Source organism: Amycolatopsis sp. NPDC026612 (assembly GCF_040638285.1).
Classification (GTDB): Bacteria; Actinomycetota; Actinomycetes; order Mycobacteriales; family Pseudonocardiaceae; genus Amycolatopsis.
The window spans coordinates 164,701-187,440 of record NZ_JBEZYB010000002.1 but is presented as its reverse complement, the minus strand read 5'-3'; the positions used below and the strand labels follow the sequence as shown (position 1 = coordinate 187,440).

Annotated in this window: 24 protein-coding genes and 1 pseudogene; 20 read left to right on the top strand and 5 right to left on the bottom strand. The window is 70.4% G+C overall.

The window, feature by feature from the left end:
* Positions 1-54 precede the first annotated feature (54 nt).
* Complete coding sequence (gene prmC / locus AB0F15_RS03250) at positions 55-921, top strand: peptide chain release factor N(5)-glutamine methyltransferase (RefSeq protein WP_103348399.1); 867 nt, start codon at positions 55-57, stop codon at positions 919-921.
* Between the two features lie 85 nt (positions 922-1,006).
* Here prmC and AB0F15_RS03245 read toward each other — a convergent pair.
* Positions 1,007-2,979, bottom strand: a pseudogene (locus AB0F15_RS03245) (M6 family metalloprotease domain-containing protein).
* A gap of 316 nt (positions 2,980-3,295) precedes the next feature.
* Here AB0F15_RS03245 and AB0F15_RS03240 point away from each other — a divergent pair.
* From AB0F15_RS03240 to aroA, 13 genes are all read left to right on the top strand, one after another.
* Positions 3,296-3,946 carry an L-threonylcarbamoyladenylate synthase gene (locus AB0F15_RS03240; RefSeq protein ID WP_360264355.1) on the top strand — a complete coding sequence of 217 codons (651 nt, stop codon included), beginning with the start codon at positions 3,296-3,298 and terminating at the stop codon, positions 3,944-3,946.
* Positions 3,947-4,020: 74 nt separating this feature from the next.
* Positions 4,021-5,178 carry an MraY family glycosyltransferase gene (locus AB0F15_RS03235; RefSeq protein WP_360264352.1) on the top strand — a complete coding sequence of 386 codons (1,158 nt, stop codon included), beginning with the start codon at positions 4,021-4,023 and terminating at the stop codon, positions 5,176-5,178.
* 46 nt (positions 5,179-5,224) lie between these two features.
* Positions 5,225-5,668: a hypothetical protein gene (locus tag AB0F15_RS03230; protein WP_360264349.1), complete on the top strand. Its 444-nt coding sequence runs from the start codon at positions 5,225-5,227 to the stop codon at positions 5,666-5,668.
* Between the two features lie 529 nt (positions 5,669-6,197).
* Complete coding sequence (gene atpB, locus AB0F15_RS03225; protein WP_360264346.1) at positions 6,198-6,998, top strand: F0F1 ATP synthase subunit A; 801 nt, start codon at positions 6,198-6,200, stop codon at positions 6,996-6,998.
* 55 nt (positions 6,999-7,053) lie between these two features.
* The gene (locus tag AB0F15_RS03220) at positions 7,054-7,311 is read left to right on the top strand and encodes an ATP F0F1 synthase subunit C (protein ID WP_026468506.1); all 258 of its coding nucleotides are present in this window, start codon (positions 7,054-7,056) and stop codon (positions 7,309-7,311) included.
* 30 nt (positions 7,312-7,341) lie between these two features.
* Entirely contained in the window at positions 7,342-7,899 is a 558-nt protein-coding gene (locus tag AB0F15_RS03215) for a F0F1 ATP synthase subunit B (RefSeq protein ID WP_360264343.1), read from the top strand.
* Positions 7,900-7,906: 7 nt separating this feature from the next.
* Positions 7,907-8,731 (top strand): F0F1 ATP synthase subunit delta, encoded by an 825-nt coding sequence (locus AB0F15_RS03210; RefSeq protein ID WP_360264340.1) that lies wholly within the window; start codon positions 7,907-7,909, stop codon positions 8,729-8,731.
* 57 nt (positions 8,732-8,788) lie between these two features.
* A complete protein-coding gene (gene atpA / locus AB0F15_RS03205) occupies positions 8,789-10,429 on the top strand; it encodes a F0F1 ATP synthase subunit alpha (RefSeq protein ID WP_360264337.1) in 1,641 nt (546 codons plus the stop codon).
* Between the two features lie 11 nt (positions 10,430-10,440).
* Positions 10,441-11,388 carry a F0F1 ATP synthase subunit gamma gene (locus AB0F15_RS03200; protein ID WP_360264334.1) on the top strand — a complete coding sequence of 316 codons (948 nt, stop codon included), beginning with the start codon at positions 10,441-10,443 and terminating at the stop codon, positions 11,386-11,388.
* The gene (atpD, locus tag AB0F15_RS03195) at positions 11,388-12,815 is read left to right on the top strand and encodes a F0F1 ATP synthase subunit beta (protein WP_360264331.1); all 1,428 of its coding nucleotides are present in this window, start codon (positions 11,388-11,390) and stop codon (positions 12,813-12,815) included. The genes AB0F15_RS03200 and atpD overlap by 1 nt, the downstream gene beginning before the upstream one ends.
* A gap of 114 nt (positions 12,816-12,929) precedes the next feature.
* Complete coding sequence (locus AB0F15_RS03190) at positions 12,930-13,295, top strand: F0F1 ATP synthase subunit epsilon (RefSeq protein ID WP_003102658.1); 366 nt, start codon at positions 12,930-12,932, stop codon at positions 13,293-13,295.
* 25 nt (positions 13,296-13,320) lie between these two features.
* Positions 13,321-13,755, top strand: a complete 435-nt coding sequence (locus AB0F15_RS03185; protein WP_360264328.1) for a DUF2550 domain-containing protein — start codon at positions 13,321-13,323, stop codon at positions 13,753-13,755.
* Between the two features lie 114 nt (positions 13,756-13,869).
* A complete protein-coding gene (gene aroA / locus AB0F15_RS03180; RefSeq protein ID WP_360264325.1) occupies positions 13,870-15,108 on the top strand; it encodes a 3-phosphoshikimate 1-carboxyvinyltransferase in 1,239 nt (412 codons plus the stop codon).
* Here the strand turns inward: aroA and AB0F15_RS03175 are convergent.
* The gene (locus AB0F15_RS03175; RefSeq protein ID WP_360264322.1) at positions 15,105-15,677 is read right to left on the bottom strand and encodes a cob(I)yrinic acid a,c-diamide adenosyltransferase; all 573 of its coding nucleotides are present in this window, start codon (positions 15,675-15,677) and stop codon (positions 15,105-15,107) included. The genes aroA and AB0F15_RS03175 overlap by 4 nt on opposite strands.
* A 62-nt stretch (positions 15,678-15,739) precedes the next feature.
* Here AB0F15_RS03175 and murA point away from each other — a divergent pair, with 62 nt between their 5' ends.
* Positions 15,740-17,014, top strand: a complete 1,275-nt coding sequence (gene murA, locus AB0F15_RS03170) for a UDP-N-acetylglucosamine 1-carboxyvinyltransferase (protein WP_360264319.1) — start codon at positions 15,740-15,742, stop codon at positions 17,012-17,014.
* Between the two features lies 1 nt (position 17,015).
* On the opposite strand, the gene AB0F15_RS03165 is transcribed toward murA, so the two are convergent.
* Positions 17,016-17,609 carry a TetR/AcrR family transcriptional regulator gene (locus tag AB0F15_RS03165; protein WP_360264316.1) on the bottom strand — a complete coding sequence of 198 codons (594 nt, stop codon included), beginning with the start codon at positions 17,607-17,609 and terminating at the stop codon, positions 17,016-17,018.
* On the opposite strand from AB0F15_RS03165, the gene AB0F15_RS03160 reads away from it, so the two are divergent.
* Genes AB0F15_RS03160 through AB0F15_RS03150 form a run of 3 tightly spaced genes read left to right on the top strand, consistent with a single transcriptional unit; the run spans position 17,608 to position 20,133 of the window.
* Positions 17,608-18,135 (top strand): nuclear transport factor 2 family protein, encoded by a 528-nt coding sequence (locus AB0F15_RS03160; protein WP_360264313.1) that lies wholly within the window; start codon positions 17,608-17,610, stop codon positions 18,133-18,135. The genes AB0F15_RS03165 and AB0F15_RS03160 overlap by 2 nt on opposite strands.
* Entirely contained in the window at positions 18,128-18,946 is an 819-nt protein-coding gene (locus tag AB0F15_RS03155) for an NmrA family NAD(P)-binding protein (protein ID WP_360264310.1), read from the top strand. The genes AB0F15_RS03160 and AB0F15_RS03155 overlap by 8 nt, the downstream gene beginning before the upstream one ends.
* Positions 18,943-20,133 (top strand): alpha/beta fold hydrolase, encoded by a 1,191-nt coding sequence (locus AB0F15_RS03150; protein WP_360264307.1) that lies wholly within the window; start codon positions 18,943-18,945, stop codon positions 20,131-20,133. Before AB0F15_RS03155 ends, AB0F15_RS03150 begins: the two co-directional genes overlap by 4 nt.
* Here AB0F15_RS03150 and AB0F15_RS03145 read toward each other — a convergent pair.
* The gene (locus AB0F15_RS03145) at positions 20,130-20,756 is read right to left on the bottom strand and encodes a LysE family translocator (protein ID WP_360264304.1); all 627 of its coding nucleotides are present in this window, start codon (positions 20,754-20,756) and stop codon (positions 20,130-20,132) included. The two genes, AB0F15_RS03150 and AB0F15_RS03145, sit on opposite strands and share 4 nt — an antisense overlap.
* Entirely contained in the window at positions 20,756-21,382 is a 627-nt protein-coding gene (locus tag AB0F15_RS03140; RefSeq protein ID WP_360264301.1) for a LysE family translocator, read from the bottom strand. Before AB0F15_RS03140 ends, AB0F15_RS03145 begins: the two co-directional genes overlap by 1 nt.
* A gap of 118 nt (positions 21,383-21,500) precedes the next feature.
* On the opposite strand from AB0F15_RS03140, the gene AB0F15_RS03135 reads away from it, so the two are divergent.
* Entirely contained in the window at positions 21,501-22,022 is a 522-nt protein-coding gene (locus tag AB0F15_RS03135; RefSeq protein ID WP_360264298.1) for a PH domain-containing protein, read from the top strand.
* An 80-nt stretch (positions 22,023-22,102) separates the two neighbouring features.
* Entirely contained in the window at positions 22,103-22,627 is a 525-nt protein-coding gene (locus tag AB0F15_RS03130; protein ID WP_360264295.1) for a hypothetical protein, read from the top strand.
* Positions 22,628-22,740: the final 113 nt, after the last annotated feature.

The following is a 22,740-nucleotide window of genomic DNA, read 5'->3' as shown; positions in this document are numbered from 1 at the left end:
CCTCACGAGGGATTCCGCCTGGTGTGCCAGGCTTGACGAGGTGAAGGACGACGAGTGAATCGGCAGCCGCTGCGCCTGGCCATCATCGAGGCCACCCGGATCCTCGAGCGCGCGGGCGTCGCCTCGCCGCGGTTCGACGCCGAGGTGATCGCCGCGCACGTGCTCGGGGTCGAGCGCGGCCGGCTGCCGATGGTGCCGCTGGTCGATCCGCCGGTCATCGAGGCCATCGGCCAGCTCGTCCAGCAGCGCGCCAAGCGCATCCCGCTGCAGTACCTGACCGGCTGGGCCGCCCTCGGCGAGATCACCGTCGCGGTCGGGGCCGGGGTGTTCGTGCCGCGGCCGGAGACCGAGCTGCTGCTCGAGTGGGGCGTCAAGTTCCTGCAGGGCCGGGAGTTCCCGGTGGTGGTGGACCTGTGCACCGGCTCCGGGGCGCTCGCGCTGGCGGTGGCGCACGCGCGCCCGGACGCGGTCGTCTACGCCGTGGACATCGACCCGCAGGCGCTGGCCTGGGCCCGCCACAACGCCGACGTGCACGCCGACGCGGGCCACACGCCGATCCGCCTGTACTCGGGCGACATCGGCGACCCGACGATGTTCGCCGAGCTCGACGGCCTGGTCGACCTGGTGCTGTGCAACCCGCCGTACGTCCCGGAGGGCACGCCGGTGCCGCCGGAGGTCGCCGAGCACGACCCGCCGCGCGCGGTGTTCGCCGAGGAGAGCGGCCTGGCGGTGATCCGCCACGCGATCGCGGCGGGGGCCCGGCTGCTGCGTCCGGGCGGCGGCTTGGCGATCGAGCACGACGACACGCACGGTTCGGCGGTCCCGGCCCTGGTCCGGGCCCGGCGGGTGCTGACCGGCGTCGAGGACCACGCGGACCTGACGGGCCGGGCCCGGTTCGTCACGGCCCGCCGGCTGGGCTGAGCAGCCGCCCGGAAGGCCCTCGAGCAGAAGGCGCTGCCGGCCTCGTTGTCCACGGCGGCCGCTGTGGACAACGAGGCAGACCTGCTCAGAAGCCGAACGCCGTGCAGCTCGCCATCGCCGTCTTCGACGGGTCGCTCACCGACGTCGCCGTCAGCTTCACCCGCGCCGCGAGGTCGCCTCCGGCGCTGCGCTTCGCGTACGCCGGCACCTTCACGTGCCCGCCGAACTTCGCCGTCGCCAGCTCGTTCGGCAGCCGGACCGCCCAGCCGCGGGCGTCCGTCGACACGCTCAGCCGGTACGTGTCGCTGTCGTACGGCGCCTGGGCGCCGCGCGCCGAGCCCGTGTTGAGCAGGCCGAAGTCGCAGGTCGCGAGCCCGCCGCGGGCGACGGCCGGGAGTGCCGGGGTCAGCGCCGCCCCGCGGGCCTGGCCACCCGAACCGTCCAGAGAGGCCACCGTCACCGTGTACGACAGGATTCCGCGGCGGTCCCGCGCCAGGTCCGTGATCAGGAAGCGTAGCCGGTTCGCCTCGTCGGTGTACTCGTACGGGCTCGCCGCTTCGGTGCCCGCCTTGAACAGGGCGTCGTCGAGCTGCCGGTAGTCACCGATGGTGATCTTCACCGGCGTGCCGTCCGGCTTCGTGTAGTCGGTGATGCCGATGTCCTGCGGGTTCGCGTCGATCACCCAGTCGAAGGGCGCGTTGTCCTTGTTCTTCGTCTTGGTGATCATGACGCCGGAGTCCGGGGCGAAGGAGTCCGAGCCCATCCGGTCGACGACCTCGACGGTGTAGTTGTCGTAGCCGCCGCCGTCGCAGAACGGGTCCTTCGCGCGGTCGCACTTCGGCGCCTTGTCCCCGCCGGTCAGCTTGATGTTCAGGCCGGTGAACGCGCCCGGCTGCGCCTCGGCTTCCCGCGCGATGAGGCGGGCCGACACCGGCCCGGTCGTGGCCAGCTCGTTCCGGTCGAGCTGCAGCACGTCCGCCGGGTCGACGATGCCGAGCTTCAGCTTGTTGCGCAGCTGGTGCTGGGCGCCCATCGAGCTGCCCTGCGTCGCCGGGATCTGCCACCGCGTGTGCGGGCCGCCGGGCCCGTTGAACGTGCCGCGCGACAGCATGTCCCACGGCCCGCTGTAGCTGCGGGACGGCGGGACGCCGAACGGGTTGTTGTAGTTGTCGCCGATGCCCAGGATGTGGCTGAACTCGTGGGCGTAGGTCGACTGGCCGGAGCTTTCGGCCTGCACCGAGCTGCCGTCCTGCGCGTTCGGCCAGATGCTGGCGGCCGACGCCCACGACGTCCACGGCACGTACCGGGTGGCGGCGTAGTTGGGCAGGTCGTGGTTCGGCGGGCCGAAGCTGTCGGGCACGTTCTCCTTCGTGCCGAACTTCATCTCGCCGAACTCCTGCCAGGTCGAGCTCTCGTCCTGGCCGGCGGAGAGGTAGAAGACGAAGTCGAACTGCTTCGCGGTGTCGCCGACGTCGGCGCGCCAGGCGTCCCGGCGTCCTTGCGGAGGTCGCGGGCGCAGTTCGCGCCGGGCGGGCATGCGTTCGGCTGGAACTCCATGCCGTACTCGTAGGACTTCCCGGGCATCCGGTACGGCCCGAACGCGGTCAGCTGCACGCCGAACCGGCCCCCGGAGTCCTCCATCCAGTACTCGTTGATGGTGTGGCCGTTGTTGAGGGCCTCCGGCTTGTTGAGGAAGTCCTGGTAGTACCGCGCGACCTGCGTCCGCGGGAGGTCCGCGGCGGCCGGCGAGGGGTTGCCGAACACGGTCGAGCGCGCCGGCCGGGTGACGACGAAGTCCTGGTCCGGGTAGTCGGCGAGGACGACGGCGCCCTTGAAGGTGCGCTGGGTCGCCTTGAGGCTCGGGTCGGCCCAGTTCGTACCGGGGACCTTGCGGTAGTCGGACCAGGTCATGTGGTCCTGGTTCTCCCAGTGCGCGGCGTCGATCGGGGCGGGCCAGTCACGGGTGAGCGGCTCCGCCGCGGCCGTGCCCGCGCCCAGCCCGGTGAGGACCGTGACGGCGGCGAGCAGGGCCGGCGCTTTCGAGGTTCTGGCACGCATCTGCGGCTCCTTCGCTGGGAACCCGCGGGTGGTGGTTCCCGAAGATCGACCGTATTGAGCCCCGGTGCCCGGGTTCGGCCCCGGAGCGAGGGTCCACCCGCTTGCCCCACGACGAAAGTCGGGCCGGTTGCCCGCCCGGCCGCGGGCGCGGTGAACGGTCCGGACGGCACTGTGGACAAGTCCGGCCGCACGCACCGGGAGCGCCGGGAACCGTCGGTGCCGGCCGGTAGCGTGGAAGACGGGGGGCGCCCCCGGGCGCCGGGACGGTGTGACGCCGCGAACGGCCCCTCCGGCGGCGGGACTACGCTTGGGCGCCATGAGCGTGGTCTACGACTGCAGCAAGCGGGAGACCCGGGCCGACGGACTGGCCGCGGCGGCGGGTGCGGTGCGGTCGAGCAGGCTGGTCGTCCTGCCGACCGACACGGTCTACGGCATCGGCGCCGACGCGTTCGACGCGGGCGCCGTCCAGGCGCTGCTGCGCGCGAAGAACCGGGGCCCGGACATGCCGGTCGGCGTGCTCGTCGGCTCCTGGTCCACTGTGGACGGCCTGGTGCTCGGCGTGCCGCCCCAGGCCCGTGCGCTCATCGAAGCCTTCTGGCCCGGCGACCTGTCGATCGTGCTGCCGCACGCGCCGAGCCTGCAGTGGAACCTCGGCGACGCCCGCGGCACCGTGATGCTCCGGATGCCGCTGCACCCGGTGGCCCTGGAGCTGCTGCGCGACGTCGGGCCGATGGCCGTGTCGAGCGCGAACGTCTCCGGCCGCCCGCCGGCGAGCACCGCGCAGGAGGCGCAGGAACAGCTCGGCGACTCGGTCGCGGTGTACCTCGACGGCGGGTCGAGCGGCGAGCCCGTCGCCTCGTCCATCGTGGACCTCACCGGCACCGAACCGGTGGTGCTGCGCGAGGGCGCCGTGAGCAAGGGAGCCGTCGCGGAGGTGCTCGGTGTGCCCGCGGAATCGTTGGCCTGAAGCCGGATCACGGGGGATTCCGCGACACGATAGCGTGTCGCGGGTGACCCCGACCCCGCGAGCGTGACGTCCCCGTGCCGCCCACATCCGGTCTCCTCCCCATCCGGGAGTACATCCTCGTCGCGCTGACCGCGACGGCCGTGACCTACCTGCTCACCGGCGTCGTCCGCCGGATCGCGATCCGGGTCGGCGCGATCGCCAACCCCCGCGCCCGCGACGTCCACGTCGCCCCGATCCCGCGGATGGGCGGGATCGGCATCTTCCTCGGCGTCGCCGGCGCAATGGGGCTGGCCCACCAGCTGCCGGCGCTGTCGCACGGCTTCGACGCCTCGTTCGACTCGGTCGGCGTGCTGCTCGCGGCCGGGGTGATCTCGCTGATCGGCGCGCTCGACGACCGGTTCGAACTGGACGCCTGGACGAAGCTGGCCGGCCAGGTCATGTGCGCCGGGATCCTGGTCATCTTCGGCGTGCAGTGGGTGTCGTTCTGGGTGCCGTGGGGCGGCACCGGCGCCTCGTTCGGCTCGGTGCTGGTGCTCGACAAGAACCAGGGCGCGCTGCTCACCGTCGTGATGGTCGTGGTGATGGTCAACGCGATGAACTTCGTCGACGGCCTCGACGGGCTGGCCGGCGGCCTCGGCTTCATCGCGGCGGCCGCCACCTGCGCGTTCTCCCTCGGCCTGCTCGACAGCTCCGGCGGCGACGTCGGCACCTACCCGCCCGCGCTGATCGCGGCCACCCTCGCCGGCGCGTGTCTGGGCTTCCTGCCGTACAACTTCCAGCCCGCGAAGATCTTCATGGGCGACTCCGGCTCGATGATGATCGGCCTGATGCTCGCCGGCGCGACGACGTCGGCGTCCGGGCGCGTGCCGTACCCGCAGTTCAGCGGCAAGGACGCGATCGCGCTGCTGTCGCCGCTGGTGGTCGTGGCGGCGGTGCTGTTCGTGCCGATGCTGGACCTGATCATGGCGGTCGTCCGGCGCACCCGCCGCGGCGAGAGCCCGTTCGCGGCCGACAAGATGCACCTGCACCACCGCCTGCTGGAGATCGGCCACTCCCAGCGGCGCGCGGTCCTGCTGATCTACTTGTGGGCCGGGATCCTCGCGTTCGGCGCGGTGTCGGTGACCCTGTTCGACGACGCCGCGGCACTGTGGATCATCGTGATCGGGCTGGCGTTCGCGGTGGTGGTCTCGGTCGTCCCGCGGCTGCGCTCGCGCAACCAGCCGGGCACCTGATCCGCCGGGGTCTCTACACTCGGGGTGAACCGAGCAGGGAGCCAGTGTGAGCGAAACCGAAACGCACGAGCAGGAGAACCCGCACGCCAAGGTGGTGCTGCAGGCGGCCCGGGCGATGACGAAGGCCTCGCTGCTGGTGACCCCGCCCGCGGTGCTGGTCTGCATCGCGTTGTTCAGCATCCTGAACGGCCTGCACGGCTTCCTCGGCTCGCTCGTCGGCGGGGTACTGGCGCTGCTGGCTTCGCTGTCGACGCTGGGGCTGATGAAGTTCAGCGCGGGCCAGGACCCGATGTTCGTCATGGTCATCGCGCTCGGCGGGTACGTCGTGAAGGTCGTCCTGCTCTTCGCGGCGCTGACGCTGCTGAAGGGCGTCACCGCGCTGCACCCGATGTCGCTCGGCATCACGATGATCGTGGCCATCATGGTCGCCGCCGCGGCCGAGTTCGCCGCCTTCCGCAAGACCAAGATCCCGACGATCATCCCGTCCTGACGCCGGTCCGCTTCGCCGGAGCCGTCGGTCACGGACGGTGAACCGGGCGCGGCCACCTGAGTGTGACCGGGACCACAGGGGCCGACCTCGCCGCAGTCGCCGGGACCCCGCCGAAGCTGGTGCCTGCGGCGTTCCCGAGCCGGTCCCGGCCCGCGCCGGACCTGGGTCCCGGGACGACCCGGGACCTAAGTCCTGGGCTGATCGGTTGGTTAGGAGTACGCCTGTCCGGCACTGATTGACCTGCTGGTATGGTCCGCGTCAAGGGTGGTGGCCTCGGCCGCACGCTTCCCGAGACGAACCGCGATCAGCAGTGTGGCGACCGTGTAGTTCCGCCGTCCGGCCGCTGGTCCGAAGTAGACCGCAGGGCAGTGTTCACGCGAGAACCCCGTGTGCAGAACGTGAAGGCGTGTTCAGCGCACAGTGGGGCAGCCGCCTCCGACGTCCCGATACGTATCGGGTACGTTAAGTCCAGATCGTGACGATTCCCCCGGCGGAGTGAACGCCGGCCGGGAGAACCGGAAGGAGCCCAGTGGGCGCGCTGGTACTGACCGAGGGTGGCACTTTCACGCCCCCCGGTGTGGCGGACTTCAACTTGCCGCCTCTGTTCGGCTCCGGGTACTGGGGCAGCTTCACCAAGCCGATGCTGCTCGTGGTGATCTCGCTGATCATCATCATCGCCTACTTCGTGTTGGCGTCCCGGAAGCTGAAGGTCGTCCCCGGCAAGTCGCAGTTCATCGCCGAGTCGGTCTACAACTTCGGCCGCAACAACATCGCGCGGGAACAGATCGGCTCGAAGGACTTCAGGCCGTTCATCCCGCTGATCCTCGGCCTGTTCACCTTCGTGCTGGTGAACAACCTGTTCGGGATCATCCCGTTCTTCCAGTTCCCGACCATGGCGCGGATCGGTTTCCCGCTCGCGCTTTCGGTGCTGGTCGTCTACCCGGTCTACCACTACGTCGGCTTCAAGCGCTACGGCTTCAAGGGCTACCTGAAGAAGGAGCTCGCGCCGGCCGGAGTCCCGGGCTTCGTGCTGCCGCTGTTCTCGACGATCGAGTTCGCGCAGAAGTTCTTCATCGCGCCGGCCACGCTCGCCATCCGAGTGTTCGCCGCGATGTTCGCCGGGCACCTCATCATCATGGTGTTCACCCTCGGCGGCAGCTTCCTGCTGACCGGGACCGACGGTGTCGGGCTCAAGCTCGTTTCGCCGGTGGCGTTCATCTTCGCGATCCTGATGACCTTCCTCGAGGCCTTCATCCAGGTGCTGCAGGCCTACATCTTCGCCCTGCTGTCGGCCGGGTACATCGGCGCCGCACTGGCGTCGGAGCACTGAGAACACAAGCCCCCGATCCGCGCGAGCGCGTGGACCGAAGTGAAGGGAAATGCACGTGAGCAACATCGTTCTGGCCCAGGCCGCGGAGCAGGCCGTCAACATCAACCCCGGTCTCGCCGCCATCGGTTACGGCCTGGGCGCGATCGGCCCGGGCATCGGTGTGGGTCTGATCTTCGCCGCCGTCATCAACGGCACGGCGCGTCAGCCGGAAGCGCAGGGCAAGCTGCAGGGCATCGGCTTCTCGACCTTCGTGCTGACCGAGGTGCTGGCCCTGATCGGCATCGTCATCTACTTCATCGCCTCCGCTGCCTGAGTTCGTCAGCTCATCGCTTAAGGAGACGTCGTGCTGAAGACTGACTTGGTGTTGGCCGCCGAAGAGGCGCCCAACCCGATCATCCCGCACATTCCCGAGGTCATCCTCGGGATCGTCGCCTTCGTGATCCTGCTGCTCGTTCTGAAGAAGTACGTCGTTCCTCGCTTCGAGGCCGCGTACGAAGAGCGCGCCCAGATGATCGAGGGCGGCATCGAGAAGGCCGAGCGGGCCCAGGCCGAGGCCGAAGAGGCGCTGGCCAAGTACAAGGCCCAGCTGCACGAAGCCCGCACCGAAGCCGCGAAGATCCGCGACGACGCCCGGCTCGAAGCCGAGCAGATCAAGGCGGAACTGCGGGCCGAGGCGGAGGCCGAGTCCCAGCGCATCGTCGCTCAGGGCCAGGCCCAGCTGCAGGCCCAGAAGGCGCAGATCATCGCCGAGCTGCGGGCCGACATGGGCCGCAACGCGGTCGAGCTGGCCAGCCGCATCGTCGGCGAGTCGCTCGAGGACGAGGCGCGCCGCCGCGGCACCGTCGACCGGTTCCTCGCGGAGCTGGAGACCGCCGGTGCCTCCAACGGAGCGGGGAAGTAGACCAGAGATGACGCTGCATGCTGCGAGCCGTGAAGCGCTCGGCCTCGCCGAGGAACGCCTCGGCGAGGTTCTGGCCGACGCGGGAGCCGATGCCGCCACGGTCGGCGACGAGCTGCTCTCCGTCGTCGACCTGCTGGACCGGGAGATCGGCCTGCGCCGGGCGGTGAGTGACGCTTCGGCGACGCCGGAGTCACGCACCGGGCTGGTGCGCCGGCTGTTCGGCGGCAAGCTGTCCGAACCGGCCCTCAAGGTGCTCGACGCCGTGGCGGGCAGCCGCTGGTCCAGCCCTCGTCAGCTGGTCGACGGACTCGAGTCGCTCGGGCACTCCGCGCTGCTCACCGCGGCCGAGAAGACCGGCAACATCGACGCCGTCGAGACCCAGCTGTTCCAGGTCGCGCGCGTGGTGGCCCACCACCCGGAGCTCGAGACCGCACTGTCGGACCTGGCCGGTCCCGCGGAGGCCAAGCGGAACCTCGTGCGCGGGCTGTTCGCCGACAAGGTCGACGTGGTCACCGAGACCCTTGTCGAGCAGGTCGTCCGCCGGGCCAAGGGGCGCGGTTTCGGCGTCGGGCTCGACGCGCTGGTCAAGCTGGCCGCGGACCGTCGTCAGCGCTCGGTCGCCTACGTGACCAGCGCGAGTGCCCTGACCGACGAGCAGACCGCCCAGCTGGGCGCCAAGCTGACCGACATCTACGGGCGGGCGATCGCGCTGCACGTCGAGGTCGACCCCAGTCTCGGCGGCGGCCTCGTCGTCCGCGTCGGCGACGAGGTCATCGACGGGAGCGCGGCGGGCAGGCTGGCGGCGTTGCGGCGGCGGCTGGCCCGGGCATAGCCCCAGGTCACACAAGACTTTGCATACTGGCAAGAACGAAGCGAGAGCGGGAAAGACATGGCCGAGCTGACGATCTCCTCGGATGAGATCCGTAGCGCGATCGAGAACTACGTCTCGAGTTACGCCCCGGACGTGAGCCGGGAAGAAGTTGGCGTCGTGATCGACGCGGGTGACGGTATCGCCCACGTCGAAGGCCTTCCCTCGGCCATGGCCAACGAGCTGCTCGAGTTCCCCGGCGGCGTCCTGGGCGTCGCACTGAACCTGGACGCGCGCTCCATCGGTGCCGCGATCCTCGGTGACTTCGAAAGCATCGAAGAGGGCCAGCAGGTCAAGCGCACCGGCCAGGTCCTTTCGGTGCCGGTCGGCGACGGCTACCTCGGCCGCGTCGTCAACCCGCTGGGCCAGGCGATCGACGGCCTCGGCGACATCGAGACCAACGACCGCCGCGCGCTGGAGCTGAAGGCCGCCTCGGTGGTCGAGCGCCAGCCGGTGTCGGAGCCGCTGCAGACCGGCATCACCGCGATCGACGCGATGACGCCGATCGGGCGCGGCCAGCGTCAGCTGATCATCGGTGACCGCAAGACGGGCAAGACCGCCGTCGCCGTGGACACGATCATCAACCAGAAGGCCAATTGGGAGACCGGCGACCCGAAGAAGCAGGTCCGCTGCATCTACGTCGCCGTCGGCCAGAAGGGCTCGACGATCGCCGCGGTCAAGAAGTCCCTCGAGGACTCGGGCGCGATGGAGTACACCACCATCGTCGCGGCCCCCGCGTCGGACTCCGCCGGCTTCAAGTGGATCGCGCCGTACACCGGCTCGGCCATCGGCCAGCACTGGATGTACGAGGGCAAGCACGTCCTCATCGTGTTCGACGACCTGACCAAGCAGGCCGACGCGTACCGCGCGATCTCGCTGCTGCTGCGCCGCCCGCCGGGCCGCGAGGCGTTCCCCGGCGACGTCTTCTACTTGCACTCCCGTCTCCTCGAGCGGTGCGCGAAGCTCTCGGACGAGCTGGGCGCCGGCTCGCTGACCGGTCTCCCGATCATCGAGACCAAGGCGAACGACGTGTCGGCCTACATCCCGACCAACGTCATCTCGATCACCGACGGTCAGTGCTTCTTCCAGTCGGACCTGTTCAACGCCGGCCAGCGCCCGGCCATCGACGTGGGCATCTCGGTGTCCCGCGTGGGTGGTGCCGCGCAGGTCAAGGCGATGAAGTCGGTCTCCGGCTCGCTCCGGATCGACCTGTCCCAGTACCGCGAGCTGGAGGCGTTCGCCGCCTTCGCCTCGGACCTCGACGACGCCTCGAAGGCGCAGCTCGAGCGCGGTGCCCGGCTGTACGAGGTGCTCAAGCAGCCGCAGTACTCGCCGATCCCGGTCGAGGAGCAGGTCTGCACGGTGTGGCTGGGCACGAACGGCCACTACGACTCGGTCCCGGTCGAGGACGTCCGCCGCTTCAACCTCGAGTTCCTCGACTCGGCTCGCCGCAAGCACTCCGACGTGCTGGGCACGATCCGCGACTCGGGCAAGTTCGAGGACGAGACGGCCGACAAGCTGGTCGCCGCGGTGAACGAGTTCAAGAAGGAGTTCACCACCGCCGAGGGCAAGTCCCTGGTCGGGGCGGACGCCGACGCCATGGACGCCGACAAGGTCGGGCACGAGACCGTCAAGGTCAACAAGCCCGCCCCGAAGAAGTGAGCTGATAGCTCATGGCCGCACAACTCCGGGAACTCCGGTCGCGCATCAAGGCGACCAAGTCGATCGGCAAGATCACCAAGGCGATGGAGCTCATCGCCACCGCGCGCATCACCAAGGCGCGGGCGAAGGTCGCCGCTTCCCGGCCGTACGCGGACGAGATCACCAAGGTGCTCTCGGCGCTGGCCGGTGCGGCGGCCAACCTCGACCACCCGATGCTGGTCGAGCGCCCGAACCCGAAGCGGGCCGCTGTCCTGGTCGTGACCAGTGACAAGGGCCAGTGCGGTGGCTACAACTCCAACGTGCTGCGCGCGACCGAAGAGCTGCTCGCCCTCCTGCGTTCCGAGGGCAAGGAACCCCAGGTCTACGTCACGGGCAACAAGGGCCTGAACTACTACCGGTTCCGCAACCGCCCGGTCGAGGACAGCTGGACGGGCTTCTCCGACCAGCCGACCTACGCCGGCGCGGTGGCGGCCGGTGAGGCACTGGTCGCGTCGTTCATGGCCGGCGTCGACGACGAGCACGGCAACACCGACGGCATCACCGGCGTCGACGAGATCCACATCGTCTACACCGAGTTCGTGTCGATGCTGACGCAGCGGCCGGTCGCCAAGCGCGTCGCGCCGCTGGAGGTCGAGTACACCGACGGCGAGGAGGAGCAGCAGCCGAAGCCGGGCGAGCTGCTCCCCAGCTACGAGTTCGAGCCGAGTGCCGACACGCTGCTGGACGCTCTGCTGCCGAAGTACATCAACACGCGGCTCTACGCGGCTTTCCTCGAGTCGGCGGCGTCCGAGCTGGCCGCCCGCCGGACGGCGATGAAGGCCGCCTCGGACAACGCGAACGACCTGGTCGGCAACCTGACGCGGGAGATGAACCAGGCCCGCCAGGCGCAGATCACCCAGGAGATCTCCGAAATCGTCGGTGGCGCGAACGCGCTCACCGCAGCAGGAAGTGATGATTGATGACCAGTACTGAAGCCCCGCGCGCCAAGGGGCGCATCGTGTCGGTGACCGGTCCGGTCGTCGACGTCGAGTTCCCGCGCGGTTCCGTTCCCGAGCAGTTCAACGCGCTCAAGGTCGAGATCGAGTTCGAGCAGCTGCGCAAGACGGTGACCCTCGAGGTCGCCAGCCACCTGGGCGACAACCTCGTCCGCACCATCTCCCTGCAGCCGCAGGACGGTCTCGTCCGAGGCGCCGAGGTCACCGACACCGGCGGCCCGATCACGGTCCCGGTCGGCGACAAGGTCAAGGGCCACGTCTACAACGCCCTCGGCGAGTGCCTCGACGAGCCCGGCTACGGCGACGACCTCGAGCGCTGGGGCATCCACCGCAGCGCGCCGTCCTTCGACCAGCTCGAAGGCAAGACCGAGATGCTGGAGACCGGCCTCAAGGTCGTCGACCTGCTCACCCCGTACGTCCAGGGTGGCAAGATCGGCCTGTTCGGCGGTGCCGGTGTCGGCAAGACGGTGCTCATCAAGGAGATGATCACCCGCGTCGCCCGGAACTTCGGTGGTACCTCGGTGTTCGCCGGCGTCGGCGAGCGCACCCGTGAGGGCAACGACCTCTTCCTGGAGATGTCCGAGGACGGCGTCATCAACGACACCGCCCTCATCTTCGGCCAGATGGACGAGCCGCCGGGCACCCGCATGCGGGTCGCGCTGTCCGCGCTGACCATGGCGGAGTACTTCCGCGACGTCCAGAACCAGGACGTGCTGCTGTTCATCGACAACATCTTCCGGTTCACCCAGGCCGGTTCCGAGGTGTCGACCCTGCTGGGCCGCATGCCGTCGGCCGTGGGTTACCAGCCCACGCTGGCCGACGAGATGGGTCAGCTGCAGGAGCGGATCACCTCGACCCGGGGCCGGTCGATCACCTCGATGCAGGCGATCTACGTCCCCGCGGACGACTACACCGACCCGGCCCCGGCCGCGACGTTCGCCCACCTGGACGCCACCACCGAGCTCTCCCGGTCGGTGTTCCAGAAGGGCATCTTCCCGGCGGTGGACCCGCTGGCGTCGACGTCGACGATCCTCGACCCGGCCATCGTCGGTGAGGACCACTACCGCGTGGCTTCCGAGGTCATCCGGATCCTGCAGAAGTACAAGGAACTGCAGGACATCATCGCGATCCTCGGCATGGACGAGCTCTCCGAAGAGGACAAGCTGACCGTTCAGCGCGCGCGCCGCATCGAGCGGTTCCTGTCGCAGAACATGCTGGTCGCCGAGGCGTTCACGCAGATCCCGGGCTCGACGGTGCCGCTCTCGGAGACCATCGAGTCGTTCGACCGCATCTCCAAGGGTGACTTCGACCACTACCCGGAGCAGGCCTTCCTGGGTATCGGTGGCCTCGAGGACCTCGAGAAGAAGTACAAGGAAATCACCAAGAAGTGATCTCCCGGGTGCGGCGGGGGCGGTGTCCACTATGGACTCGAGCCCCCGCCGTTCTCGTACCTCAGGACAGACCTATTACACTCGGTGGTAACACCCCGAGCGAAGGAGTGCTACGTGGCTGAGATGTCCGTGGAGCTGGTGGCCGTCGAGCGCCGTCTCTGGTCGGGTACTGCCACTTTCGTGGTGGCCCAGACCACCGAGGGTGAGATCGGCATCATGGCCGGTCACGAACCCGTGCTCGGGCAGCTCGTCGAGGGTGGCGTGGTCAAGGTGACGACCACCGACGGTGAGACGGTCTGCGCGGCCGTCCACGGCGGGTTCCTCTCCGTGACCGGCACCGGGGTGAGCATCCTCGCCGAGAGCGCCGAACTCTCCGACGAGATCGACGTCGAAGCGGCGAAGGCAGCATTGACCGGCGACGACGAGACCGAGCGGGCGAGGGCTTCGGCCCAGCTTCGCGCGGCGGGTCAGTCGGCCTGAGCGCGAGACGGGCAGGAGCCGGGCCGTGGAGATCACCTTGGTGGCAGTGGGGCTCCCGGTCGTGCTCGCGGTGCTGGCCGCCTGGTACGGCCAGCGCTGGATCCGGATGCGCCGCGGCGGTGGCGTGAGCGTCGCGCTGCGATGGCGTCCGGACAGCCCGCGTGCCAGCTGGCACCTGGGGCTGGGCCGCTACGAGGGCGACGAGTTCGTCTGGTACCGGGTGTGGAGCCTGCGGAGCGGCCCGGACCGCGTCTTCCAGCGCGAGAGCATGCAGATCGCCGACCGCCGCGACCCCTCCGGCAGCGAGGCCTACGCCGTTCCCGAAGGCTCGACGGTGCTGCGCTGCGAGTCCGAGACCCAGGAAGCGATCGAAATCGCGATGGGGCCGGGCGCGCTCACCGGGTTCCTCTCCTGGCTCGAGTCCGCCCCACCCGGCCGACGCCTCCCGCGCGCCTCCTGACGCCTCCAATCACGCGAGTCACGTCTTCAATCACGCGAGTTACGCGCTCAATCACGCGAGTTACGCTCCCGATCACGTGAGTTCCGGGTTTCGGGCACTCCGTAGACTCAAGACGTGACTCTCGTCGAGATCCCCGGCTCCAAGTCCGTCACCGCCCGAGGCCTGTTCCTGGCCGCCGCCGCGCACGGCACGACCGTGCTCGGCCGTCCGCTGCACTCGGACGACACCGAAGGCTTCGCCGAGGGGCTCGTGAAGCTCGGTTACCGCGTCGACAGGCAGCCGGACGCGTGGACCATCGAGGGCCGTCCGTCGGGCCCGGGTGTCGCCGAAGCGGACGTCTTCTGCCGCGACGGCGCCACGACGGCCCGGTTCCTGCCCGCGCTCGCCGCGGCCGGCACCGGCACGTTCCGCTTCGACGCCTCCGATCAGATGCGCCGCCGCCCGCTCGGGCCGCTGACCGACGCCCTGCAGGAGCTGGGTGTCGACCTCGAGTTCCGCGGCGAGCCGGGCCACCACCCGCTGACGGTCCGCGCGAACGGCATCAAGGGCGGCGAGCTGACCCTGGACGCGGGCCTGTCGTCGCAGTTCCTGACGGCGTTGCTGCTGGTCGGGCCCCTGACCGCGGAGGGCCTGCGGATCACGGTGACCGACCTCGTGTCGGTGCCGTACGTCGAGATCACGCTGGAGATGATGCGCCGCTTCGGCGTCGACGTCCGCCGCGAGGGGAAGACGTTCGTCGTCCCGCCGCAGCCGTACCAGGCGTGTGAGTACCCGGTGGAGCCGGACGCGTCGACGGCGAGCTACTTCCTGGCCGCGGCGGCGGTCACCGGCCGCACGGTGACCATCCCGGGCCTCGGCTCGGACGCCCTGCAGGGCGACGTGAAGTTCGCCGACGTGCTGCGGGAGATGGGGGCGCACGTCGACCTGGCGCCGGACTCGGTGACGGTCGCGGGACCGTCGGACGGCCTGCGCGGGATCACGGTGAACATGCGCGACATCTCGGACACCGTCCCGACCCTGGCCGCGATCGCGCCCTTCGCGTCCGGCCCGGTGCGCATCGAGGACGTCTACAACACCCGCATCAAGGAGTGCGACCGGCTCGACGCGTGCGAGGAGAACCTCCGCGCGATGGGCATCGAGGTCGAAACCGGACGCGACTGGATCGAGATCCAGCCCGGACGCCCCACTGGCACGCTGGTGTCGTGCCGCCGCGACCACCGGATCGCGATGGCGTTCAGCATCACGGGGCTGCTGGTCGACGACGTGACCCTGGACGATCCGGACTGCGTGAAGAAGACCTTCCCCGGCTTTCACGAGGCGCTGGGGTCGCTGCGGCAGAGCTGGGGGATCTAGGCCTGTCCGCCCGGCTGCCACAGGACGTCGCCGTCCGGGTTGGCCAGCCGGGAGAGGATGAACAGCAGGTCCGACAGCCGGTTCAGGTACTTCAGCGCCACCGGGTTCGTCGTCTCCGGCTCTGCCTCGTACAGCGCCCACGCGGACCGCTCCGCGCGTCGGGACACCGTCCGGGCCTGGTGCAGGAACGCCGCGCCCGGCGTGCCGCCCGGCAGGATGAACGACGTCAGCTTCGGCAGGCGCTCGTTGAACTCGTCGCACCAGCCCTCGAGCCGCTCGACGTACTTCTCGGTGATCCGCAGCGGCGGGTACGGCGGGTCGTCGGAAATCGGCAGGCAGAGGTCGGCCCCGACGTCGAAGAGGTCGTTCTGCACCGAGCGCAGCACGTCCGTCACCTCGGCAGGCAGCCCGCCGACCGCGATCGCCAGGCCGAGCACCGAGTTCGTCTCGTCCGTGTCCGCGTAGGCGCCCAGCCGCGGGGACGTCTTCGGCACGCGGGACCCGTCGCCGAGCGCGGTCGTGCCGTTGTCGCCGACCTTCGTGTACACGCGGTTGATGCGAACGACCATGAACCCCACCATAGCGGCCCCCGCCCGGGCCGAATCCGGGCGAGAGGGCATGATTGGCGGCCATGAGCGAGCACTTCGACGTGCATGGCGGAGCCCGGCTGGTCGGTGAGGTCGACGTGGTCGGCGCCAAGAACAGCGTGCTGAAGCTGATGGCCGCCGCCCTCCTCGCGGAGGGCACCACGACCATCACGAACTGCCCGCAGATCCTCGACGTCCCGCTGATGGGCGACGTGCTGCGGAGCGTCGGCTGCGAGGTCGTCATCGAGGGCGACACCGCCACCATCACGACGCCGGCCGAGCTGTCGCACCGCGCGGACTCGGCCGCGATGGGCAAGCTGCGCGCGTCCGTCTGCGTGCTGGGGCCGCTGGTCGGCCGGCTGAAGCAGGCCGTCGTGGCGCTGCCGGGCGGCGACGCGATCGGCTCGCGCCCGCTGGACATGCACCAGAACGGCCTGCGCAAGCTGGGCGCGACGAGCACCATCGAGCACGGCTGCGTCGTCGCGAAGGCCGAGACGCTGGTCGGCGCGCAGATCTGGCTGGACTTCCCGAGCGTCGGCGCGACCGAGAACATCCTGATGGCCGCCGTGCTGGCCGAGGGCACCACGGTGATCGACAACTGCGCGCGCGAGCCCGAAATCGTCGACATCTGCACGATGCTGGTCGAGATGGGCGCCAAGATCGACGGCGCCGGCACCTCGACGCTGACCGTGCACGGCGTGGAGCAGCTGCACCCGACGACGCACAGCGTGATCGGTGACCGGATCGTGGGCGCGACCTGGGCGTTCGCCGCCTCGATGACCCGCGGCGACATCACCGTGCGCGGGGTCAACCCGCACCACCTCGACCTGGTGCTGAACAAGCTGGAGCTGGCCGGCGCGGACGTCGAAACGTTCGGCGACAAGGGTTTCCGGGTGCTCCAGCCCGAGCGCCCGAAGGCCGTCGACTGGGTCACGCTGCCGTACCCCGGCTTCGCGACCGACCTGCAGCCGTTCGCGGTCGCGCTGTCGGCGGTGTCGGAAGGCACGTCGATGATCACGGAGAACGTCTACGAGGCGCGCTTCCGCTTCATCGAGGAGATGGTCAGGTTGTCGGGCGACGCGCGCACGGACGGCCACCACGCGGTGGTCCGCGGCGTCGAGAGGCTGTCGAGCGCGCCGGTCTGGGCGTCGGACATCCGCGCTGGCGCGGGGCTGGTGCTGGCGGGCCTGTGCGCGGACGGCATCACCGAGGTCTGGGACGTCTTCCACATCGACCGCGGGTACCCGCACTTCGTCGAGAACCTGAACCGCCTGGGCGCGAACATCAAGCGCGTGGCCGGCGAGCCGGAACGGAAGTGAATCACCCACCCTGCGCGCCCAGTGCGCGCAGGGCGTACTCCACCAGCCGGTCCAGGTAGTCCGGCTCGGCGGGAGCCCGCCGGACCACCAGGCGCCAGTAGATCGGCGCGGCCAGGACGTCCAGCGCCATTTCCATGTCGAGGTCTCGGGGCAGTTCGCCGCGCGCGATGGCCCGGCGCAGCATCGCCTCGCCGACCTCGCGTCGCGGCCCGCCGATGGTCGTGCGCGTGCTTTCCGCGGTCTCGGGGTTCCGCACGCCCTCGGCGACCAGGTCCGGCAGGATGCGCGAAAACAGCGGGTGCGTGAGCCAGTCGATCAGGCCCTGCATCGTTTCGCGGAGGTCGCCGCGCAGTGAGCCGGTGTCGACGTCGGACGCGCGGGTGACGCTGAACTCCGCGATGACCGCGGTGATCATCTCGTGCTTCGACCGCCAGCGGCGGTACAGCGCGCTCTTGCCGACGCCCGCCCGCTTGGCCACCGCTTCCATGGACAGGCGCCCGTAACCCTGCTCGGCGAGTTCGTTCAGGACGGCGTCGGTGATCGCCTGCGTGACCTCGGGCTGGAGGACCGCGGCGCCGGTCGGGGTACGTGCCATGGATCGCAGTCTAACGGGTGGACGAGACGGTACCGTTCCGTCTAGAGTTACGACGGGACGGTACCGTATCGTCCGAACGTTGAAGGAGGCTGCGATGCGCGACTTCGTCGAGCAAGCGCTCGAGTTGCTGCTGAAGCACGACATGGCCGGGTTCGCCGGGCTCTGGGCCGAGGACGGTGTCCTCGAGTTCCCGTTCGCCGGGCCGGGCTACCCGAAGCGCGTCGAGGGGCGCGACGCGATCCGCGAATACCTGCGCGACTACCCGAACCTGCTGGACGTCCGGGAAGTCACCGCGAAGACCGTGCACGAGACCACCGACCCGGCCGTGGTCGTCGCCGAGTTCACCGTCGCCGGGGTCGTGGTGGCGACGCAGAAGCCGTACGAGCTGTCGTACATCGCCGTGATCACCGTCGAGGACGGCGAAATCCGCACCTATCGCGACTACTGGAGCCCGCTGGCCGCGGCCGAGGTCCTCGGCGGCGTCGAAGAGCTGACCGCGGCCTTCACCGGAGGCGACCGTGGCTGACGTCCTGGTCCTCGGCGGCACCGGCACCACCGGCCGCCGGGTCGTCGCGGGCCTGCGCGCGGCCGGCGTCACGGCCAGGGCGGCCACGCGGAAGCCGGACGCGCCCGGCGAGGTGCGGTTCGACTGGACCGACCGCTCGACCCACGCCGGCGCGCTGCGCGGCGTCGCCGCGGTGTACCTGCTGGCTCCGATCGGCGAGGCTTCGCCCGCGGTGCTGGTGGAGCCGTTCTTGGCGGATGCCCTCGATGCGGGCGTGCGGCGAGTCGTCCTGCTCAGCTCGTCGGCCGTCACCGAGGACACGCCCGGGCTCGGCGCACTGCAGCGGCTGGTGCGCGCGGCGCCGGAGTGGGCCGTGCTGAGGCCGTCCTGGTTCATGCAGAACTTCACCGGCGAGCACCTGGTCGCCCAGGGCGTGCGGGACGGCGAGATCGTCACGGCCACCGGCGACGCCCGGGTCGCGTTCGTCGACGCCGGCGACATCGCGGCGGTCGCCGTCCGCGCGCTGACCGATCCCGAACCGCACAACACCGAACACGTCCTGACCGGACCGGCTGCCTTGAGCTACGCCGAAGCGGCCGCGATCGTGGCCGCACACCTCGGCCGCCCGGTGCGGCACCGCGCCGTCGGCAGGGCCGAGTTCGCCGAGCACGTGACGGCGTCGGGGACCCCCGCCGAGTTCGCCCGCGTGCTGGCCGCCCTCGACGAGGACATCCGCCGCGGCGCCGAAGACCGCGTCACCACGGACGTCGAACAGGTCACCGGACGGCCGGCCCGGTCGTTCGAAACCTTTGTGCAGGAGGAGATCCGGTGAAGCAGCTGATGTTCGAAGACGACGTCCAGTTCTGGTTCGAAACCCTGCGCCTGTTCGGGCACGCGGCCTACGGCGGCTCGGACTTCGGCGAGGTCCTCGCGGCGGCCTCGACGGTGACGCCGGGCGACTACGACAGCTGGCACGACGCCTACCGCGCGCTGGCCGACCGGCTGTACGCCGAAGCGGCCGGCGCGGGGCCGGTCACCGCGCGCGACCTGCTGCTGCGCGCGTCGACGTACTACTTCGCGGCGGAGTTCTTCCTGCACGGCGACCCGGGGGACCCGCGGATCGCGGCGGCGTACGACCGCAGCGTCGAGTGCTTCCGGCGCGCGGGGGTGGCCGAGCCGGTCGAAATCCCTTACAACGGCACGGTTCTGCACGGCTACTTCTACCGCGCGCCGGGTGACGGCCCGAAGCCGTTGCTGGTCATGCACAGCGGTTTCGACGGCGGCGCCGAGGAACTGCACCACCTCGGCGCGGCGGCCGGCGCTTCGCACGGTTATCACGTTCTGACGTTCGACGGTCCGGGCCAGCCGAGCGCGGTCCGGCGCGAGAAGCTCCTCTTCCGCCCGGACTGGGAGCACGTGGTCACGCCGGTGGTGGACTTCGCGCTGGCGCTCGACGGAGTCGACCCGGCGCGCATCGCCCTGCTCGGCGTGAGCTTGGGCGGCATGCTGGCCCCGCGCGCGGCGGCGTTCGAGCCCCGCCTGGCCGCGGTGGTCGCGGTGGACGGCGTGTACGACGCGGGAGCCGCGGTGACGTCGATGCTGCCGTGGCCGCGCGAGGAGATCGTGCGCCGGGCCCGGGCGCCGCACGACGAGGAGTTCGACGCGCTGCTCGCCGCCGGGCGTCAAGCGAACCCGACGCTGCGCTGGGCGTGCGACCACGGCCGGTACGTGCTGGGCGCGGCGACCGACCGCGAGTTCGTCGCGAAGTACCTGGAGTACACGCTCGAAGACGGCGTGGCGGAGAAGATCACCTGCCCGGTCCTGGTGTGCGAAGCGGCCGACGACCTGTTCTTCGGTGGTTCGCGGGAGACCGAGCCCCGGCGGCTGTACGCGCACTTGGAGGCACCGAAGACGCTGCTGACGTTCACGGCGGAGGAGGGCGCGGACGCGCACTGCCACGTCGGCGCCCAGCGGCTCGCGACGGGCCGGATCTACGACTGGCTGGACCGGACGCTTTAACCTTCGAGGGCGAGCGCCGCGCTGAAACCCAGGAGGGCGGTGCCCGTCGCGCCGTCGAGCACCCGGCGGACCTTCCGCTGCCGCAGCCAGTCGCGGACCCGGTGCACGAACACCAGCAGCAGCACCTGCCACCCCACGCCCATGGCCGCGACCGTGTACGCCAGCAGCAGCGCGTCGGCCTGGTCCGTGACGCCCGGCGTGAGGAACTGCGGCAGCACGGACAGGTACAGCACGATCACCTTGGGGTTGGTGATGTTGGACAGGAACCCTTCGCGGAACCGCCGTCCGTCGGAAGCACGGGCCTTCCGGACGTCGTCGAGGGATTCGTAGTTGCCGCGCCAGGCGCCGCGCAGGGCCTGGACGCCGAGGAAGAGGAGGTACGCCGCGCCGAGCCACTTCACCGTTTCGAACACCGGGCGGTAGCGGGTGATCACCGCGCCCAGGCCGAGCGCCGCCGCCGTGCCCTGCAGGACGTTCGCGACGGCGATCCCGGCGCACGCCCAGCCGCCGCCGCGGGCGCCCCCGGTCAGGGCGTTCTTCAGCACGACCATCGTGTCCGGGCCCGGCATCATCGCCAGGAAGGCCATCATCCCGGCGAAACCGGCGTACGTGCTCCAGGTCATCAGGACTCCAGGGCGAGGGCGGCGCCGAACCCGAGCAGTGCGGTGCCGGTGACGCCGTCCAGGGCGCGGCGCACCCGGCGGCGCTCCAGCCACGTCCGCACCCGGCGGACGAACACCAGCAGCGCCAGCAGCCACAGCACGCCGAGCACGGCGACGGTGTAGGCCAGCGCGAGCGCGTCCCACGTCGTCGTGCGCACCGGGTCGAGGAACTGCGGCAGCACGGACAGGTACAGCACCAGCACCTTCGGGTTGGTGATGTTCGAGAGGAACCCTTCGCGGAACCGCCGGAAGCCCCCGCCGCGGCGTCGCTGGGCCTCTTCGACGGCCTGGTAGTCGCCGCGGACCGCGCCGCGCAGCGCCTGGACGCCGAGGAAGACGAGATAGGCCGCGCCGGCCCACTTGAGCGCGAGGAACACCGGCTGCGAGCGGGCGATGAGGACGCCGAGGCCGAGCGCCGCGGCGCTGCCCTGCACGGCGTTGCCGGCGAAGATGCCGAGCGACGCGAGCAGCCCGCCGCGGAACCCGCCGGACAGCGCGTTCTTCAGCATGATCATCGTGTCGGGGCCCGGGGCGACGACGATCAAAACCACGATGACCAGGTAACTCCCGTACACACTCCACGTCATGGCTGTCCACGCTAACCGACGGACACGCCCTGGTCCCGCGGTTTTCCGTCACACAGTTTCTTCGTGCCGGACCCGCCGAACTCGGCGGGACGGGCCTCGGCAGATGTAGTGTTCGGCCATGTCAGCAGGGGAAATCGAGCTGTTGCCCGGTGAACGCGTGCTCTGGGCGGGAGAGCCGGTCCAGCGGCCGCTCTACGTCGCCGCCGACGGGGTGATCGCCCCGGCCGGGCTCGTCCTCGCCGTCGCCGCGCTCTGGTTCCTGTTCACGCGGCAGCCGAGCGGGCTCACCATGGTCGCGGCCGTCGTGGCGCTGGTGCTCGGGCTCTACGGCGCGATCGGCCGGTCGGCCGTCCGCTACCTCGCGCTCGGGCGCACGACCTACGCGGTGACGGACAGCCGGATCATCGCGCGCTCGGGCCTGTTCCGGCAGAAGGAACGGTCCAGCGAACTGGCGAGCTTGCCGGCCCCCGTCCTCAAGGCGGGACCGTCCCGAACCGGGACCATCGCCTTCGGCGGCCCGGGAACGGTGACGCTGATGGGTGTCGGCGAGCCCAAACGCGTCCGCGACCTGCTGACCAAGGCCATCGACGAGGCCAAGGGCCGCCAGGCGCCACCGGAACCGGACAGTTCGGCCGCCTGAGCCGGTACCGGGGCAACCCGCGCGGCCCTTCGGAGCGTCAGCCCGGCAAGAACGCCGAGAAGAACGCCGAGGAGGTCGCTGTGGCTGAGCCGATCATCGTCTTGGAGCCGGGTGAACGGCTGCTGTGGTCGGGACTGCCGCAGCGGATCGCCCTGACGGGCCTCGAGTGGTTCCGCCTCGTCTTCGGCTCGGTCATGGTGGCGGGGTTCGCCGCCGCCGCCGGGCTGCCGGTCCCGGACGGCGAGTTCCCGGTCGTGACCGTGGTCCTGGCGGTCATCGGGCTCGCCGTCGTCGGCGGGCCGGTGCTCTGGCGGCTCCGGACGACGCGCCGCGCGGTGTACGCCGTGACCGACCAGCGGGTCGTGGTCGCCGACCGCGTTTCGGGGCGCACCCGCAGGTCCGAGTACCTGAGTGACCTGGAGCCCCCGTTCGTCGGGCTCGGCCAGGACGGAGCCGGCACGCTCACCCTCACCAGGCGGGACGCGTCCACGAACCTGCTGGGCGTCTCCGTGCCGGTGCGGGGCGCGCCGGCCCCGATCGAGCTGTTCGTGCCGGAGGCCGACGGGTTGTGTGCCTTGATCGTGCAGGCGCAGACCGCGGACTGAGGTCACCCGGACGTGTCCGATTCCACTGCCACCATAAGTTACCGGTCGGTACACTCTGCTTGTTCGCCGGGGGCCAAGCCCCCCAAGCCCCCCGCCGGGGGCAAGCCCCCGGA

What these genes read in the sequence shown, in the direction of transcription:
- AB0F15_RS03140 (WP_360264301.1), bottom strand. Translation starts at nt 21,382, where the DNA reads ATGACGTGGAGTGTGTACGGGAGTTACCTGGTCATCGTGGTTTTGATC.
- atpA (WP_360264337.1), top strand. Translation starts at nt 8,789, where the DNA reads ATGGCCGAGCTGACGATCTCCTCGGATGAGATCCGTAGCGCGATCGAG.
- AB0F15_RS03200 (WP_360264334.1), top strand. Translation starts at nt 10,441, where the DNA reads ATGGCCGCACAACTCCGGGAACTCCGGTCGCGCATCAAGGCGACCAAG.
- AB0F15_RS03135 (WP_360264298.1), top strand. Translation starts at nt 21,501, where the DNA reads ATGTCAGCAGGGGAAATCGAGCTGTTGCCCGGTGAACGCGTGCTCTGG.
- AB0F15_RS03175 (WP_360264322.1), bottom strand. Translation starts at nt 15,677, where the DNA reads ATGGTCGTTCGCATCAACCGCGTGTACACGAAGGTCGGCGACAACGGC.
- AB0F15_RS03240 (WP_360264355.1), top strand. Translation starts at nt 3,296, where the DNA reads ATGAGCGTGGTCTACGACTGCAGCAAGCGGGAGACCCGGGCCGACGGA.
- AB0F15_RS03165 (WP_360264316.1), bottom strand. Translation starts at nt 17,609, where the DNA reads ATGGCACGTACCCCGACCGGCGCCGCGGTCCTCCAGCCCGAGGTCACG.
- murA (WP_360264319.1), top strand. Translation starts at nt 15,740, where the DNA reads ATGAGCGAGCACTTCGACGTGCATGGCGGAGCCCGGCTGGTCGGTGAG.
- AB0F15_RS03145 (WP_360264304.1), bottom strand. Translation starts at nt 20,756, where the DNA reads ATGACCTGGAGCACGTACGCCGGTTTCGCCGGGATGATGGCCTTCCTG.
- AB0F15_RS03160 (WP_360264313.1), top strand. Translation starts at nt 17,608, where the DNA reads ATGGATCGCAGTCTAACGGGTGGACGAGACGGTACCGTTCCGTCTAGA.
- atpD (WP_360264331.1), top strand. Translation starts at nt 11,388, where the DNA reads ATGACCAGTACTGAAGCCCCGCGCGCCAAGGGGCGCATCGTGTCGGTG.
- AB0F15_RS03210 (WP_360264340.1), top strand. Translation starts at nt 7,907, where the DNA reads ATGACGCTGCATGCTGCGAGCCGTGAAGCGCTCGGCCTCGCCGAGGAA.